Source organism: Pseudoxanthomonas dokdonensis (assembly GCF_001431405.1).
Taxonomy (GTDB): Bacteria; Pseudomonadota; Gammaproteobacteria; order Xanthomonadales; family Xanthomonadaceae; genus Pseudoxanthomonas_A; species Pseudoxanthomonas_A dokdonensis.
In genome coordinates this window covers 16,228-33,258 of the sequence record NZ_LDJL01000013.1, presented here as the reverse complement: position 1 = coordinate 33,258, position 17,031 = coordinate 16,228, and the positions used below count along the sequence as shown (strand labels likewise).

Here is a 17,031-nt window from a genome sequence, read left to right as displayed (position 1 = left end):
AACGTGGGCTCAAGGACATTCGACAAAACCGGCACAAAGCGGACATTCACATTTCATCCGTCGTTTCCGCGGCCGGTCGCCGTCACTGAGATCGCGGTGGTTAAACTAGGCCGATGACCTATCTTCCATTCCTGTTGGGCCTGGTGCTGCTGTTGCTGGTGGTGGCCGTGGTGTTGCTGCTGATCCTGCTGTCGCGCCGGCCGCAGGCCGGGCTGGAGGCCTTGCGCGGCCAGCTTGAGCAGGCCTTGCGCGAGCAACAGCGCGAGGGCCGTGGCGAGTTGCGCCAGCAGCTGGACAGCCTGTCCAGCCAGCAGGAACTGCGCATCGAGGGCTTTGGCCGCAACCTGGCCGACCTCGGCACCCGCACCGACCAGCGCCTGGACCTGTTGCGCGAGGCATTGACCGAAGATGCCCGCAAGGGCCGCAGCGAAAGCGCCGAATCGCAGACGCGGTTTGCCGAAGGCCTGGGCCAGCGCCTGAACGAGCTGATCCAGCGCAACGAGCAGCGCATCGGCGAAATGCGCAGCACGCTCGAGGCACGGCTGAAGGAACTGCAGGCCGACAACAGCGCCAAGCTCGAACAGATGCGCCAGACCGTCGACGAAAAACTGCATGCGACCCTGGAAACCCGCCTGACCGAGAGCTTCGGCAACGTCACCCAGATGCTGGCCCAGGTGCACCAGGGCCTGGGCGACATGAACAAGCTGGCCGCCGATGTCGGCGGTCTGCAGCGGGTGCTCAACAACGTCAAGTCGCGCGGCGTGTTTGGCGAAGTGCAGCTGGCCGGCCTGCTCGAGCAGGTGTTCGCGCCGGACCAGTACGCCAGCAACGTCGAGACCGTGCCCGGCAGCAACCGGCGGGTCGAATTCGCGGTCAGGTTCCCCGGCTCCAGCGACGGCAACGTCATCTGGCTGCCGATTGACGCCAAGTTTCCGCGCGAGGATTACGAGCGGCTGCTGGATGCGCAGGAACGCGCCGACGCCGATGCCGCGCGGCTGGCCAGCGACGCACTGGAACGGGTGGTGCGGGCGCAGGCACGGGAAATCCAGAAGTACGTCTCGGCACCGCATACCACCGAGTTCGCGGTGATGTTCCTGCCCACCGAAGGCCTGTATGCGGAAGTGCTGCGGCGGCCCGGCCTGTTCGAGTCGTTGCAGCGCGACCAGCGCATCACCATCGCCGGGCCGACTACCTTGCTGGCGCTGCTGACCAGCCTGCAGGTGGGTTTCCGCACGGTCGCCATCGAGCGCCGCTCGGCCGAAGTGTGGCGGGTGCTGGGCAAGGCCAAGACCGAATTCGGCAAGTTCGGCGATGTGCTGGAGTCGGTGAAAGGCAAGCTGGACCAGGCCAGCAAGCAGATCGAAAGCACCGGCGTGCGTACCCGCGCAATCGAACGCAGCCTGCGCGAGGTCGAGTCACTGCCCAGCGAGCCGGTAGCGGGACTGCTGGACAGCGACGACACCGCGGCCAGCCAGTAACCCGCGCATCCAAGCGGACATGCGCCATGTGCTCTTCATCTGCAGCCAGAACCGGCTGCGCAGCCCGACCGCCGAACAGCTGTTCGCCGAATGGCCGGGCGTGGAGGCTTCATCGGCCGGCCTCAACCACAACGCCGAGAATCCAGTCACGCCCGAGCTGCTGCGGTGGGCGCATGTCATCTTCGTGATGGAACCGGTCCATCGATCCAGACTGTCGTCGAAATTCAGACCCCATCTGGGCAAGGCGAAGCTGGTCTGCCTGCACATACCGGATGAGTTCGGGTTCATGGATCCGGATCTGATCCGCCTGCTCAGGAACAAAGTCCCGCCGCACCTGCCGCCGATTGCGCCGACGCAGGACTGATCAGGCCTGTCGCCGGGTTTGTTGGTCACGGCGCAGGCGGCTCGCCTGCGATCGCCTCAACCGCCTCAACCGCCGCCGGAAATGTCCGGCATCGGCATCGCATCGACCGGCACGGTCGGGTTGTTGACGTCGTCGAGCAGATAATCCGGCAGCCCGCTGTCTTCTTCCTGGCCACGGCGACGGGCGCTCTCGATCTGGTAGGCGCGGCGCTGCAGCCAGGAATCGCGGACCAGCTGGTAGTCATCGACCGCGCCATCGCGCAGGCTGTCCAGCGACAGCAGTTGCGAACGGGTGTCGACCAGGTTCAGGCCCTGGGTGAAGATGCGGACCTTGTCGTTCTCGATCTGGCGGACAATGCCGACCGGCGCGTCGCCGACGAAACCAAGCACGTCGCGCACCGTGCGCGGGCCGAACAGCGGCAATTCGACGTAGCGCGAGTTCTTCCAGCCCCACACGCCCAGGGTCTGGCCGAAGTCTTCATGACCACGCGGCAGCTTGGCGTCGCTCGCTGGGTCAAACAGGCCGCCGATGCCCAGCGTGGAGTTCAGCAGGAACCTGGCCAACGCCTGGCTGGCCAGTTTCGGCTGGCCTTGCAGCAGGTAGTTGAGCATCGCCACCGGCTGGCCGAGGTTGTCGAAGAAGTTGGTGACACCCAGCCGCACCGGCCGCGGCACCACGGCGACATAGGCACGCGCCAGCGGTCGCGCGACCGCGTGATCGATGGCGTTGTTGAAGGTGTGGATCTTGCGGTTGTACTTTTCCCACGGATCGTAGGTTGCCGGGCTGCGCACCGGCTCCGGCAGCGACGGGTCGGCGACCGGGTTGTAGCTGGCGTCGCCGTAGATCGCGGCGAAATCTTCTTCGGCGCTGACCGCCGGTGAGGCGTCGGTCGCGGCCACGGCGCCGGCGTCGGCGTCGGCGTCGGCAGCGGTGGTGACCTGGCTGGCCATCACCGAGGCATCTTCAGCCGGCGCTGTCCCGGTGGCCGTCGCCGCCGGTGCTTCGGCGGCTGCGGGCGCGACATCGATAGCTGGCGCGGCAGCGCCGGTCGTGGCGTTGCCTTCGACGATTTCCGCTTCCGACGCGGTGGCCATGCCAGCCGGCGCCGGGGTGCTGGCGCACGCGCCCAGCAGGGCCGCCGACAACAACAGGGCGACCATCCGCAACAACGTCATACCGCTTCCTTGGCCATGCAGGGGGGGATCACGCGGGAAATTCCAATTCCGGAGTCAAACGATAGGCGCTGCGCAATTCTGCCAGTCCCGGGGGTTCGCCCTGCAGTTGCGGCGACACCCCGGCAGCGCGCAGACGCGCGAGCAGCTCCGCCAACAATGCCAGCCCGGCGCTGTCGACGGTAGTCACCTGGCTCAGGACAATGCGTTGCACGCTGGCGCCGCCGGCCGCGTCGAGCAGCTGCGCCCACAGCCGGGTCGCGGCCTGCCGGTCCAGCGCGCCGGTAAACACCAGCGCATCGCCATCGCGGGCCAGCGTCGCCGGGGCCGGCGTGTTACTGGCCACCGCCCACCTGCATCTTGCCGCTACGCAGGTCCGCGGCCACCTGGGCAATCGACTTCTGCCGCAGCGGCGCATCGAACTGGGTGCGGAAGGTCTGCACGAACGACACCCCTTCGACCATGACGTCGAACAGTTTCCACTGGCCGCCGACCTGGCGCATCAGGTAATCGACCGGCACCGGGTCACCGGTGCTGCGGATCAGTTCGCTGCCGACCCGCACGCCGCGGCCGCCGGGCAGCGCGGTTTCCGACTTGACCCGGACCTTGAGTTTGGTGTCGAAGTCCAGCAGCGCCGAGCCGTAACGGCTCATCAGGCTCTCGGCCAGCGCGTCGGCGAACAGTTTGACGTCGGCGTCGGAAGCGCCGCGGCCATGGATGCCCAGCACCAGGCGCGCCGCGTAGTCGCGGTCGAAGATGGTGTTGAACTCGCTGGCGACGTACTGGTGCAGCGCGTCCGGGTTGCTCTTGAACTCGGGCCGGCGCTGTTCAAGCGTGGTCAGCACGCGGGTGCTGCTGCTCAACACCACCTGGCTGGCCGACGAGGCGGCGGCCTGCGCCTGTGCATCGGCAACCAGCAGTCCGGAGACCAGCACGGCCGGAGCGGCCGCCAGCATCGCCGAGCGCAACAACACGGTAATCAGTTTGCGTTTCATGGGTTCGGGGTTTCCTCTACGGGAGCGGAAGGGGGCGGCGGCGCATCGGCCGGTTTGCCGCCACCACTGAAGACGTACTTGCCGACCAGCTGCAGCAGATCCACCGCCGGCTGGGTGAAGGCGATCTCGTCGCCGTCCTTGAGCACTTCCGGGTCACCGCCGGGCGACAGGCCGACATAGTTCTCGCCCAGCAGACCGCTGGTGAAGATGCCCGCCGAGGTATCGGCCGGCAGATCCTTGTAGCTGTCATTGATGTCGAGGGTGACCACGGAGTCGAACTTCACCGGATCCAGCTGAATGTCGCCCACCTGGCCGATCACCACGCCGCCAATCTTGACCGGCGCCTGCTTGCGCAGCTGGCCGAGGTTGGTGAAACGCGCCTTCAGCTCATAACTGTCGCTGCCAAAGCCGAACTTGCGGTTGGTGGAGGCAAATGCCAGCACCATCAGCGAGGCCAGCGCCAGCAGCAGAAATGCACCGACGGCGAATTCGAGTCTAGGTCCACGGATAGCCATATCAGTTACTCATTGGAACAGCAGTGCGGAAAGCACGAAATTGAACATCAGCACCAGCAACGAGGCATTCACCACCGCGCGGGTGGTGGCCACGGAGGTGCCCTCGATGGTCGGCTCGGCATGAAAACCGACGTAGGCGGCGACCAGCGCGCAGGTGCCGCCGAATACCGCCGATTTCAGGAACGCGACCAGGAAGTCGTCGGCAAAATCGACGCTGCCCGACAGCGCCGACCAGAACACGCCATTGTCCAGGCCCAGTACGTGCACGGCCTCGAAATAGCTGGCGCTGATCGCCAGGCTGCAGAAAATCCCGGTCAGCAACGGCACCGTCAGCACCGCCGCCCAGAAGCGCGGCGCGACCGCCTTGGCGATCGGGTCGATGGCCATCAGTTCCAGCGCCTTGATCTGGTCGGTGGCGCGCATCAGCCCCAGTTCGGCGGCGATCGAACTGCCGGCGCGGCCGATGAACAGCAGGGCAGTCAGCACCGGCGCCAGTTCGCGGTACAGCGACAGGCCGAGCAGCGTCGACAGCGCATCGGTGGCACCAAAGGTGGTCAGGGTGCGGTAGCCCTGCAGGGTCAGCACCAGGCCAACGAAGGCGCCGCCAACGGCGATGATCGGCAGCGAGCGCGCGCCGATCTTGTAGATCTCGCGCACCAGCTCGGCAAAGAAGTCACGGGTCGGCAGCGACGAGCGCAGCACCGACAGGGTGAACAGGCCGGCCCGGCCCAGTGATCGGGTAGCTTCGACGAATGCCATCAGGCCGCCTCCGTCCGTGCCTGCGCATCAAACCCGATCGGGCCATCCGGCTCGCCACCCAGGAATTGCCGGACCAGCGGATCGTCACTGGCCTGCAACTGCTGCGGGGTACCGGCAAACACCAGTCCGCCGTTGGCAATCACCACCGCCTGATCGCAGATCGGCAGGGTTTCATGCACGTGGTGGCTGACGATGACGCTGGTCAGGCCGAGGGTGTCGTTGAGGCGCTGGATCAAGCTCATGATCACGCCGCTGGCAATCGGATCCAGTCCGGTCAATGGCTCGTCGTAGATCATCAGCGGCGGATCCAGCGCCAGCGCGCGCGCCAGCGCCACACGCCTGGCCATGCCACCGGACAGCTCGCGCGGATAGGCATCGGCGACCGCGCGCAGGCCGACCGCATTCAATTTGAAATCGACCAGCCGGCGCACCAGGATCTCGGGCAGGCGGGTATGGGTGCGCAACGGCAAGGCGACATTGTCGGCGACGCTGAGATCGGTCAGCAGGCCGTTGCCCTGCAGCAGCACGCCGATGCTCTTGCGCATCTCCAGCAGGGCCCGGCTGCGACGTGGCACCGCCTGTCCCAGCACCCGCACGCTGCCCGCGCTCGCCGGCAGTTCGCCGGTCAGCGCGGCCAACAGGGTCGACTTGCCACTGCCGCTGGGTCCGAGCACGGCGGTGATGCTGCCGGTCGGTACCTGCAGATGGATGTCGCGCAGGATGCTGCGGCCGCCGCGATCCAATCGCAGGCCGTCCAGCGTTACCGCGTTTGTGTCCGACACCGACATGCTGGGCAAACCCCTGATTAACGGAAATACAACGGGCTAGCTTCACCACCCGTCGCTGAACATAACCGTACTACACAGTTTGATTATTGGCTTGCATCGATGACCACGACGTTGCCGATCCGGTACCCGCCCCGCCATTGCAGTCTCGGCAAACGAGACGGCGTTGCTGCATCATGCCCGGATGCCGTCCGCCTTCCCTGACTTCCGTCTCTATCATTCCAATGCGCTGGACATGTTGGCGGAACTGCTGGCCCGCGAGCTGCGGCTGCCGGCGCCCGGCCAGTCGCTGCTGGTACCGGACACGGTGCTGATTCCGCAGGTCGCGATGCGGCGCTGGCTGCAGGCCACGCTGGCGCATCGTTACGGGGTCGCCGCCAATCTGCAGTTCCTGACCCCGGGCGAGTTCGTGCGCATGGCGCTGGACGCCAACCTCGGCCCCGGCGACGGCGAACTGGACGCGATGGCGCTGCATTGGCGCCTGTACGCGGCACTGACCGATGATGTCCTGCTGGCGCAACCGCCGCTGGCGGCCCTGCACCAGCACCTGCGCGGCGAGGATCCGCTGAAGCCATGGGCGCTGGCCGGCGAGCTGGCGGCGGTGTTCGAGAAGTACCAGGCCTGGCGCCGTGACTGGCTGCTGCGCTGGGAGGCGGGCGCCGACCGTCACGACCCGCAGGCGATCCTGTGGCGGGCGGTGGCCGGCGGCCGCAGCCATCGTGCGCGCCGGATCCAGGATTACCTGGCCCGCTTCAGTGACGGCGACGCGCTGCCGGCGGGCTTGCCGCCACGGCTGTTCGCCTTTGCCACCCTCAACGTGTCGCCGGACGTGCTGCGGATCATGGCCAGCCAGGCCCGGGTCGGCACCCTGCACTTCTATCTGCCGACCCCGACCCGGTCGTACTGGGGTGATCTGCAGCGCCTCGGCGCGCGCTTGCGTGCCGGCGACGACGATCCGTTTGCCAGCGCCGGCGATGAAAACCCGCTGCTGCGTGCCTGGGGCGGAGCCGGTCGCGATTTCATGGCCTTGCTCGGCAGCTACGAAGTGGTGCATCCCTCCGGCGAGATCGCCGCCTACGTCGATCCGGAACTGGATACCTCGCCGACCCTGGCCGAAGGTGGCCTCGGTGACAGCCTGCTGCATCGTCTGCAGGCGGATCTGTTCCATCGCCGCGCCCGCCCCTCCGGGCCACGCCTGGCGGCGGTCAATCGAGATGATCCCAGCCTGCAGGCACACGCCTGCCATACCCGCCTGCGCGAACTGCAGGTCCTGCATGACCGCCTGCGCGCACTGCTGGATCCGGAATCGCCGGAAGGGCGCCGTTTCGATCCACCGCTGCAGCCGCGTGAAATCGCCGTGCTGGCGCCGGATATCGATCCCTATGCCGCCTATCTGCCGGCCGTGTTCGGCGGCCACGGGCAGGACGATGCCAGCTCCGGTGGTCCCATCCCCTATGCGATGGCCGATGCCAGCCCGTTGACCGGTGAACCGTTGGCGGAAGTGTTCCTGCGCCTGCTGGAATTGCCGGTCACCCGCTTCGGGCTGGAGGAAATCCTTGACCTGCTGGCCAGCCCGCCGTTGGCCCAGGCCGCCGGCCTCGACGCGGCGGCATTCGAGCGCCTGCATGGCTGGCTGCATGCCGCTGGTGCGCGCTGGGGCCTGGATGCCAGTCATCGCGCACGCCAGGGTGCGCCCGAGGATGACGCCTACACCTGGCAGTTCGCGCTCGATCGGTTGCTGCTGGGCCATGCCACCGGCAGCGACGTGGCGATCACCAGCGCGGCTGGACAGACGCTGGCGCCGTGGCCGGAGCTGGAAGGCGCGGCCCTCGATGCACTGGATCGGCTGCTGCGCCTGCTGCGGGTGCTGGCCCGGCACGAACGCCTGCTGGCCGAAGCAATGACTCCGGCGCAGTGGCGCGAACGGCTGCTGGCGCTGCTCGATGCACTGCTGCCACGGCCACCGGCAGCCGCTGCCGCGCAACGAGCGCTGGATCGGCTGCGGCGGCTGATCGATGACTTCGCCCGCCAGGCCGATGCCGCCGAGGTCGGACTGGCGGTGCCGGCCGAGGTCGTGCGCGCGCATTTCGGCCATCTGTTGTCGGCCTCCGATACCCGGGCGCCGTTGCTCACCGGCGGCGTCAGTTTTGCCCGGATGGTGCCGATGCGGCTGCTGCCGTTCCGGGTCATCTGCCTGCTGGGAATGAACGATGGCGATTTCCCGCGCCGGGACCCGGCCGCCGGTCTCAATCGCCTGACCGCCGAACTGGGCAGCGATCAGCGCCGCCATGGCGATCGTTCGACCCGCGAGGATGATCGTTATCTGTTCCTGCAGCTGTTTTCATCGGCGCAGGAGGTGTTCTATCTCAGCTGGCTGGGCGCCGACCCGCGTGATGGCAGCGAGCGTGAGCCATCGGCACTGGTCAGCGAGCTGCTGGACGCCGCGGCCGCCTATCACCTGGGCGATGACGACGCGGCCCGGCAACGGCAACGTGCCGAGGTGGTCGAGTCGTTGATCCTGCGCCATCCGTTGCAGCCGTTCGCATCACTGGCGTTCGGTGACCAGGACGGCGACAGCGATCCACGCCGCTTCAGTTATCGCGGCGATTGGCAGGCAGCCGCGGACAGCCTGTCAGGTGCGCGCACGCGGCTGCCGGCGTGGATGCCTGCCGGTGCGCGACTGGCATCGACCGCCGATGACGCCGGCACCTTGCCGGTCGATGCACTGCGGCGGTTCCTGCTGGCGCCTAGCGCCGAGTTCCTGCAGCAACGACTGGGGATGCGCCTGGCCGAGGTGGAAGATGCCGGCATCGATGTCGAACCCTTGCAGCTGCCCAGCCGTGGACTGGAGCGCCTGCAATTGCAACGCGCGGTATTCGATGGCTTGCTGGAAGGCCACGACCGCGACGCGATGTACCCGCTGCTGCGCGCACGTGGCTGGCTGCCTTCCGGCCCACTGGGCCGGCGCGCGCTGGCCGACGTGCTGGAACAGATCCAGCCCTACGCCCGTGCGGTCAGCCAGTGGCGTGGCGATGCGATCGCGCAGTCGTTGCCGGTAGAGGTCGACATCGATGGCATGCGTCTGCACGGACGGTTGGCCGATGCCTGGCCGCAGGGACTGGCGCGTTTGCGCTTCGATGCGCCGAACGGTGCTTCCAGCATCCGCAACGGTCTTGACTGGTTGCTGGCCGTAGCCGCCGGTATCGACTTGCCGCTGATCGAATTCCATGACGGCGGCGATGCCGGTCCCGGCCCGCACACGCGCCCGGTGCTGTCGCGTGACGCTGCACGCGAAGCCTTGCGCGAGCTGTTGCGGGTGCGCGAGCACGGTCTGCAACAGCCGTTGCCCTTCATGCCCTACAGCAGCTGGGCCTATTTCAGTGCCGCTGATCCGGCGCGCGGGATCAAGGACGCCGCGACCCGCTGGCGTGGCAGTGATCAGCAATGGGGTGAAGGCACCGGCGCCGCCCCGCAGCTGGCCCTGCGTGGCCGCGATCCATTTACCGAGCTCGAGGCACTGCGCGAGTTCGTCCGGCTGTCGCACGGGATCTTCAGCACCCTGACCACCGGCCATTGGCAACAATCCGACCCTGCCGGACTGCAGTTGCCCGGCGATGACGACGCGAACGAGGACGCCGCATGAGCATGGTCGACATCGACGGCCAGACCCGCGATCCGTGGCTGAGCTTGCCGCTGGCCGGCGTGCATCTGGTCGAGGCCTCGGCCGGCACCGGCAAGACCTTCACCCTGGCCACCCTGGTCACCCGGCTGGTGGTCGAACGTGATCTGCGACTGGCGCAGATCCTGACCGTGACCTTCACCGAGGCCGCGACCCAGGAACTACGCAAACGGATCCGCGCACGCCTGCAGCTGGCACTGGACTTGGTCGCCAACGAGGTCGCTGGCGATGATTCGCCCGAAGTCGCGCTGACCCGTGCACTGCTGGCCAATCATCTGGCCAGCTCCGGCGAAAGCAGCGAGGCATTGCGGCATCGCCTGCGACGGGCGGTCGACGAGAGCGATCTGGCCGCGATCTTCACCATCCATGGCTTCTGCGCCCGGGTGCTGCGCGAACACGCGCTGGAAAGCGGGCAGACCTTCGACCCGCCCGAGTTGCTGGCCCATGACCGCGAACTGCGCGATGAAGTCGCCACCGACCTGTGGCGTGCGCATGCCCGTGACCCGGATACGGTCGATGATCTGCTGGCGCTGTGGAAACAGGGCCCGCAGGAACTGGCGGCTGACCTGTCCTCGCTGGTGCGCGAGCCGGTGTTGCTGCCGCCGGCCGCACCATTGCCGGCTGATCCCACCCCTCAGCTGGCCATGGCCGCCGACGCCCTGCTGCTGGCGATCGAGCAGCACAGCGATGACGCCATGGCGCTGATTGAAGAAGCTTTCCAGCAGAAGATCTTCGATGGCCGGCGAGCCAGACGCCCCAGCTTCGAAAAAGCCTTCGCCGAACTGCGCGCGGGCCGGGCTGCGCGTTACTGGCCGCGCGATGATAAAAAACTGCACCTGGAAAAACTGCTGCCGGAGCGTCTGCTCGGATTCTGCAAGGAAGACATGCAGGACAAGGTTCCGCGTTCGCCACTGTTCGATGCGTTGGCCGACTGGTGCGCGGCTGACGATGCCATGCAGGATTACCGTGCCCGCCGCCGTGCACGCCTGCTGCACCGTTTGCGCGATGAAGCCCGCACGCAATTGCTGAGGACCAAGCGCCGCCGCCGGGTGCAGACCTACGATGATCTGATCGATGAGGTGTCCGATGCGCTGCAAGGCGAACAAGGCCAGTTGCTGGCACGGCGCCTGCGCGAACAGTACCGGATTGCGCTGGTCGATGAATTCCAGGACACCGACCTGCGGCAGTGGCGGATATTCGAACAGGTGTTCGGCCCTGCCAGTGATGAGCCGGCTCTGTTCCTGATTGGCGATCCGAAGCAGGCGATCTACGGCTTCCGTGGCGGTGACGTGCACACCTATCTGGCCGCGCGTGCCAGCGCCATGCCGACACCCGCGCTGAGCCACAACTTCCGTTCACGGCCGTCGCTGCTGGCCGCCATCGCAGCACTGTATGAGCAGGCCGGCAACGCCGCCTTCGTCGATGACCGCATCCACTTCCAGCCTATCCAGGCCGGTGACAAACGCGTCGATGGCGATTACCAGCGCGACGGCCAGATCGCGCCGGCACTGACCCTGTGGCAGGCGCCGGTGCCCACCGATCTTGATGCCAGGGGCAACCCGAAACCATGGAATGCCGATCGATCGCGTGAGCTCGCCACTGCCGCCTGTGTGGCCGCGATCCATCGTGCGATCAGCGATGGCCGCGCCGGCCGTGCCTTGATCAACGGCCGGCCACTGCGACCTGGCGATATCGCCGTGCTGGTGCGCAGCCACAACGAAGCGACCCGCATCCAGCGCGCGCTGGCCGAGGTCGGCATTGCCGCGGTCGCCGCCGGCAAGCAGAGCCTGTTCGAAACCAGCGAGGCGCGCGAGCTGCACACACTGCTGCTGTCGCTGTTGCACGGCGCCGACGACGGCCGCTTGCGGGCGGCACTGGCGACCGTGCTGGTCGGCGAAGATGCGGCCGCCGTGGCCGCGCTGGATCGCGACAGCGACGTGAGCGCTGCCGACGCCGACAGCAGCGCACGCCATCGCCATTGGCAGCAACAGGCGATGGGCTGGCGCGAACGGCTGCAACGCGGCGGGCCACTGGCGTTGGTCAACGAGCTGTGCGCGGCGCAGGCTCCGCGGCTGCTGGCGCTGGCCGATGGCGAACGCCGGATCAGCAACTTCCTGCAACTGGCTGAATTGCTGCAACACGCGCAGGCGCGGGCGTTGGGACTACAGGGGCTGGTCGATTGGCTCGGCCGGCGCATCGCCAGCGCCGACCGCAATGACGAGACCCAGTTGCTGCGTCTGGAATCGGATGCGCAGCGGGTCCAGATCATCACCCTGCACAAGAGCAAGGGCCTGGAGTATCCGCTGGTGTTCCTGCCCTTCGTCGGTATTGGCCGCAAGCCTGGCTCCCCCGGCCGCCACTGTGTGGCCCACGACCACGACGATGGTCGGCGCCTGCACTGGAAGCTGGATCTGCCGGAGGCCGGCTGGTCCGACGCCGAGCGCATCTGGAGGCAGGAACAGCAGGCCGAAGATGCACGCCTGTTGTATGTCGGCCTGACCCGCGCCGAACACGCACTTTGGCTGGCCCACGGCTCGTTTTACAACCAGCACGGCAGCCCACTGCAGCCATTGCTCGGCAATGTCTACGCGTTGGCTGCCAGACCGGAGATATATCTGGATCGGCAATTGCCAGACGATGGCTTGCCGCGCCTGCCCGCCGAGTCCGCTGCGCGCGTGCCACCGGCGCGGCGCGCGACCCGGCTGTCGTCCAGCGACTGGTGGGTCTACAGCTTTACCCAACTGGCCAATGCCGAGGCCGGGAGCGATCCGTCCAGTGCGGCGACGGTGCCGCCTCCCGGTGGCGGTGACGAGCCAGGCCCCGCCAGTCACGGCGACGACATCGACCCGGTGGAAGCGGTATTCGATCCGCGTTTTTCCGGCAGCCGATTCGGCGTGGCCCTGCACGCGGCGCTGGAAGACGCCGACTTTTCCGCCTGGCGCGACTGGCAGCCAGGAGACTCCGCGCCCGCCGCCGAATCCGCGCTCATCGAGCAGGCGCTTCGCCAGGAAGGCTACGCCGTCGATGAACTGACAGACGGTGTGGCGCTGACCACGGCACTGGTCGGCCAGACCCTCACCGTGCCACTGCCCGAAGGCGTGCGCCTGTGCGATGTGGCGGCCGATGACCGGCGTGCCGAAATCGAATTCCAGTTCGCCCTGCAGCCAACCCGCGTCGATGCGCTGTTGCAGTTGCTGCACCGGCACGGCCTGGTCCTGCAGCGCTCCGGGTTTGGCCTGCGTCGCCGCCTGCAGGGACTGATGACCGGCCTGATCGACTTGACCTATCGTGTCGACGACCGTTGGTATGTGCTCGATTACAAATCCAATCGACTGGCACGCTACGACCATCCGTCACTGGCGGCGGCGATGAGCGACAGCGAATACGATCTGCAGGCACTCATCTACACTCTGGCGCTGCACCGCTGGCTGCGTTTCCGGCTCGGCACCGGCTATGACTACGCGCGCGACTTCGGCGGCATCCGCTATCTATTCTGCCGTGGCCTGGATGCCGGCCGCGACGACTCACCCGGTATCCATGCGCAGCGGTTCAGTCCGGAGCTGGTGGAAGCGCTGGATACATTGTTTGGCCATGCGGCCGATGAAGGACTGGCGGCATGAGCCTGTTGCGTGCACTCAACCAGGCCGGCGCGTTGCGCACGCTCGACGATGCGTTGGCGCAGAGCCTGCGGCGGCTGCAGCCGGACAGTCACGACTGGGTGCTGGCGGCCGCGGCGCTGGCATCGCTGGCGGTATCGCAGGGCCATGCCGGCTTCGATCCGGCGCGGCCGCAGGCATTGATCGACGCACCATTGCCCTGGCCCGCTGCTGACGAATGGACACAGGTACTGGCGGCATCGCGCTGGGTGGCGACGCCCGGACCGGATCAGGCCAACGATGAAACCGCCGCCGATGCGGTGCTGGTGCTGGAGCCGGCTTCATCGGCCGGCGCGCTGGTATACCTGCGCCGCTACCGTGAGTACGAGCGGGATCTGGCCCGGCAACTGCAGCGTATCGGCCGCCAACAGGCCAGCGCCGATGTCGAAGCGGCCGCGCTGGCGCCACTGTTCGCGCAGTTGTTCGCCGATCCCGGCGATGCCGCTGGCGGCAGCCTCGAAACCAATCGCCAGGCGCGCGCCGCCGCCGCCGCGCTGAATCAGCATTTGCTGCTGATCACCGGCGGCCCCGGCACCGGCAAGACCACCACCATCACCCGTCTGCTGGTGCTGTTGCTGGCGCAGGCACGCCAGCAGGCGCAGCCAGCGCCGCGGATCGCACTGGCCGCACCGACCGGCCGCGCCGCCGAGCGCATGGCCCAGAGCGTGCGTGCGGCGGTGGCTGGCCTGCAGGCAAAGGGCGTTGATCCCTCGCTGTTTACCGCGCTACCGGCCAGCGGTACCACCCTGCATCGGCTGCTGGGCACGATGGCGGATTCGCCGCGCTTCCGTCATGACGTCGATCATCCGCTGCCGTTCGATATCGTCGTGGTCGACGAAGCCTCGATGATCGATCTGCCGATGATGGCCAAGCTGGTCGACGCGGTGCCGACCGGTGCGCGCCTGATCCTGCTTGGCGATCCGGATCAGCTGCCATCGGTGGAAGCCGGCGACGTGCTCAGTGGCATCCTGCGCGCCGCCGGCGATGGCAGTCACCTGTCCCGCACCGATGCCGGCAACCTGCAGGCGCTTGGCGGGCAAGTGGTCAGCAAGGCGGCGATCAGCGATGAGGACGTCGGCCGTGGTTTCGCCGGCGCCCACGTGCATCTGCAGAAAGGCTACCGTCAGCATCAGGCGTTGCAGCTGTCCGCATTGGCCGGCGCGGTGCGCGAAGGCAACTGTGAGCACGCGTTGTCGTTGTTGCGTGGCGGTGACCTGTCCGGCGTCCATTTCCATGAAGACGTGCTCGATCCACTGCTGGCCAGGCGTGAGTCGCTGCTGGCCCACTGGCAGGCACTGGCCGATGCCGGGGATCCGGCGCAGGCATTGGCCCAGGCCAACCGATTGCGACTGCTGACCGCCGTGCGTGATGGGCCCCAGGGCGCGCGTGGCCTCAACGCACGCATCGAGGAGCTGCTGCAATCCGGCAGCGCCGGCCACCCACGCAGTGGTACCGACGCGCATTTCCATGGCCGCCTGCTGCTGATCACCGAAAACAGTTATCGGCATCGGCTGTTCAACGGCGATATCGGCATCTGCCTGCGCGATGCCGATGGCGTGCTGGCGGCCTGGTTTGCCGGTGACGCCGGACCGGCACCGCGCGCTTTCCATCCAGCGGCGTTGCCAGCGCATGAAAGCGCGTTCGCGATGACCGTGCACAAGTCGCAGGGTTCGGAGTTCGACGAAGTCTGGCTGCAATTGCCGGCGCGCTTCAACCGCGTGCTCTCGCGCGAGCTGATCTACACCGGCCTGACCCGCGCCCGCCAGCAGCTGCATCTGGCCGCCAGCGCCGGAATACTCGAAGCCGCGCTGTCACGCCACGCCAGTCGTCTGTCCGGGCTGGGCTGGCGCTTGCAGGCTTGCGGCTGATCAGCGGCCTGCAGCTTGGCGAGCATCTGCAGGATGGCAACGGCCGTGCGCCTTGTACCGGCTGCGACAGCGCAATAGAATGCGCGCACTGTTTTCCCTCCTCCGGCTGATGACTCCACCCTGACCCAACCCGCTGTCCAGCGGCCGCTGTCGCGGCTGGAGGGTCTGTGTGTCCGTCCGTTTTTTCCTGTCATTGGCGCGCCATCGACGGCGCGCGGGAGTCATTCCATGTCCGTCATCTATACCGCGCGCGAGCAGTGGTTCGGCAATATCCGTGGTGATCTGCTGTCCGGCGTGCTGGTCGCGCTGGCACTGATCCCGGAAGCCATCGCGTTTTCGATCATCGCCGGTGTCGATCCCAAGGTCGGCCTGTACGCGTCGTTCTGCATCGCAGTCGTTACCGCCATCGCCGGCGGCAGGCCGGGCATGATTTCGGCTGCCACCGGAGCGATGGCGCTGGTGATGGTGGATCTGGTCCGCGATCATGGCCTGCAGTACCTGTTCGCCGCCACCATCCTGGCAGGCGTGCTGCAGATCGTGGCCGGTGCGTTGCGGTTGAACATGTTGATGCGCTTCGTCTCGCGCTCGGTGGTGACCGGCTTCGTCAACGCATTGGCGATCCTGATCTTCATGGCGCAGCTGCCGGAACTGACCGGCATGCCGTGGCAGGTCTATGCGGTATGCGCCGCCGGTCTGGCAATCATCTATCTGCTGCCGCTGCTGACCCGCGCGGTGCCGTCGCCACTGGTCGCGATCGTGGTGCTGACCCTGATCAGCATCTGGCTGGGGCTGGATATCCGCACTGTCAGCGACATGGGCCAGCTGCCAAGCGAATTGCCGCATTTCCTGCTGCCCGACATCCCCATGACCTGGGAAACCCTGCGCATCCTGTTGCCGGTCTCGGCGACGCTGGCGGTAGTCGGGCTGCTGGAATCATTGATGACCGCGCAGATTGTCGAGGACGCTACCGACACACCGACTGATCGCCGTCGCGAATGCGCCGGCCAGGGCAGCGCCAACATCGTCGCCGGCCTGTTCGGCGGCATGGCCGGTTGCGCGATGATCGGCCAGTCGGTGATCAACGTCACCGCTGGCGGCCGCGGTCGCCTGTCCTGCCTGGTCGCGGGCGTGGTGTTGCTGCTGATGGTGGTCTACGCCTCCGAATGGGTGGGACGGATTCCGATGGCAGCGCTGGTGGCGGTAATGATCATGGTCAGCATCGGCACGTTCCACTGGAAATCGTTCGCCGAATTCAGGAGTTACCCGGCCAGTGCCAGCATCATCATGCTCGGCACGGTGGTGGTGACCGTGGCCACCCACGATCTGGCCAAGGGCGTGCTGACCGGCGTGCTGCTGACGGCGCTGTCGTTCACCCGCCGGGTCAGCTCGATGCTGGTGGTCGAGGATGAAGATCTGGCCGATGGCAGCCGCGTCTACCGCGTGCATGGGCAGGTGTTCTTCGCCTCGGCGACGCAATTCGGCAACAGCTTCGATTTCCTGCACGCCCCGGCCAGGGTTGTCATCGATCTGACCGATGCCCACTTCTGGGATCTGAGTGCCGTCGGCGCACTGGACCGGGTGGTGTTGAAGCTGCGCTCGCACGGGGCCAGCGTCGAAGTGATCGGCCTCAACAGCGCCAGTGAAACCCTGGTCGAACGCGTCGGCACCCATCGCGATGACAGTGCCACCCTGGGCAGCGGGCACTGAAGCGGCAGCGACCGGCGTTCAACTGACGGCAGTGCTGGCGGACGCCAGTTCCG

12 protein-coding genes are annotated in these 17,031 nt (G+C 67.1%); 6 read left to right on the top strand and 6 right to left on the bottom strand.

Annotated elements, in window-relative coordinates:
• Positions 1 to 113 precede the first annotated feature (113 nt).
• Positions 114 to 1,478, top strand: coding sequence for a DNA recombination protein RmuC (locus ABB29_RS12750; protein WP_057659683.1), 1,365 nt, complete (start codon positions 114 to 116; stop codon positions 1,476 to 1,478).
• A 19-nt stretch (positions 1,479 to 1,497) separates the two neighbouring features.
• The gene (locus ABB29_RS12745) at positions 1,498 to 1,842 is read left to right on the top strand and encodes a low molecular weight protein tyrosine phosphatase family protein (RefSeq protein WP_057659680.1); all 345 of its coding nucleotides are present in this window, start codon (positions 1,498 to 1,500) and stop codon (positions 1,840 to 1,842) included.
• Positions 1,843 to 1,907: 65 nt separating this feature from the next.
• Here ABB29_RS12745 and ABB29_RS12740 read toward each other — a convergent pair whose 3' ends face one another.
• Genes ABB29_RS12740 through ABB29_RS12715 form a run of 6 tightly spaced genes read right to left on the bottom strand, consistent with a single transcriptional unit; the run spans position 1,908 to position 6,071 of the window.
• On the bottom strand, positions 1,908 to 3,017 hold the full coding sequence (locus tag ABB29_RS12740) for an MlaA family lipoprotein (RefSeq protein WP_057659678.1): 1,110 nt from the start codon (positions 3,015 to 3,017) through the stop codon (positions 1,908 to 1,910).
• Positions 3,018 to 3,045: 28 nt separating this feature from the next.
• Positions 3,046 to 3,360: an STAS domain-containing protein gene (locus ABB29_RS12735; RefSeq protein ID WP_057659676.1), complete on the bottom strand. Its 315-nt coding sequence runs from the start codon at positions 3,358 to 3,360 to the stop codon at positions 3,046 to 3,048.
• Complete coding sequence (locus ABB29_RS12730) at positions 3,350 to 4,009, bottom strand: MlaC/ttg2D family ABC transporter substrate-binding protein (protein WP_057659675.1); 660 nt, start codon at positions 4,007 to 4,009, stop codon at positions 3,350 to 3,352. Before ABB29_RS12730 ends, ABB29_RS12735 begins: the two co-directional genes overlap by 11 nt.
• The gene (mlaD, locus tag ABB29_RS12725; RefSeq protein ID WP_057659673.1) at positions 4,006 to 4,524 is read right to left on the bottom strand and encodes an outer membrane lipid asymmetry maintenance protein MlaD; all 519 of its coding nucleotides are present in this window, start codon (positions 4,522 to 4,524) and stop codon (positions 4,006 to 4,008) included. The genes ABB29_RS12730 and mlaD overlap by 4 nt, the downstream gene beginning before the upstream one ends.
• Before the next feature lie 9 nt (positions 4,525 to 4,533).
• Positions 4,534 to 5,283 carry an MlaE family lipid ABC transporter permease subunit gene (locus ABB29_RS12720; protein ID WP_057659670.1) on the bottom strand — a complete coding sequence of 250 codons (750 nt, stop codon included), beginning with the start codon at positions 5,281 to 5,283 and terminating at the stop codon, positions 4,534 to 4,536.
• The gene (locus ABB29_RS12715) at positions 5,283 to 6,071 is read right to left on the bottom strand and encodes an ABC transporter ATP-binding protein (protein WP_057659669.1); all 789 of its coding nucleotides are present in this window, start codon (positions 6,069 to 6,071) and stop codon (positions 5,283 to 5,285) included. The genes ABB29_RS12720 and ABB29_RS12715 overlap by 1 nt, the downstream gene beginning before the upstream one ends.
• Positions 6,072 to 6,252: 181 nt before the next feature.
• Between ABB29_RS12715 and recC the strand changes: the two genes are divergently transcribed.
• The 4 genes from recC to ABB29_RS12695 all read left to right on the top strand — a co-directional run bounded on the left by recC (position 6,253) and on the right by ABB29_RS12695 (position 16,978).
• Complete coding sequence (gene recC, locus ABB29_RS12710) at positions 6,253 to 9,711, top strand: exodeoxyribonuclease V subunit gamma (RefSeq protein WP_083487884.1); 3,459 nt, start codon at positions 6,253 to 6,255, stop codon at positions 9,709 to 9,711.
• Positions 9,708 to 13,367, top strand: a complete 3,660-nt coding sequence (gene recB, locus ABB29_RS12705) for an exodeoxyribonuclease V subunit beta (RefSeq protein WP_057659667.1) — start codon at positions 9,708 to 9,710, stop codon at positions 13,365 to 13,367. Before recC ends, recB begins: the two co-directional genes overlap by 4 nt.
• Positions 13,364 to 15,271, top strand: coding sequence for an exodeoxyribonuclease V subunit alpha (recD, locus tag ABB29_RS12700; RefSeq protein WP_057659665.1), 1,908 nt, complete (start codon positions 13,364 to 13,366; stop codon positions 15,269 to 15,271). The genes recB and recD overlap by 4 nt, the downstream gene beginning before the upstream one ends.
• Positions 15,272 to 15,499: 228 nt before the next feature.
• Positions 15,500 to 16,978 (top strand): SulP family inorganic anion transporter, encoded by a 1,479-nt coding sequence (locus tag ABB29_RS12695; protein ID WP_057659663.1) that lies wholly within the window; start codon positions 15,500 to 15,502, stop codon positions 16,976 to 16,978.
• Positions 16,979 to 17,031: the final 53 nt, after the last annotated feature.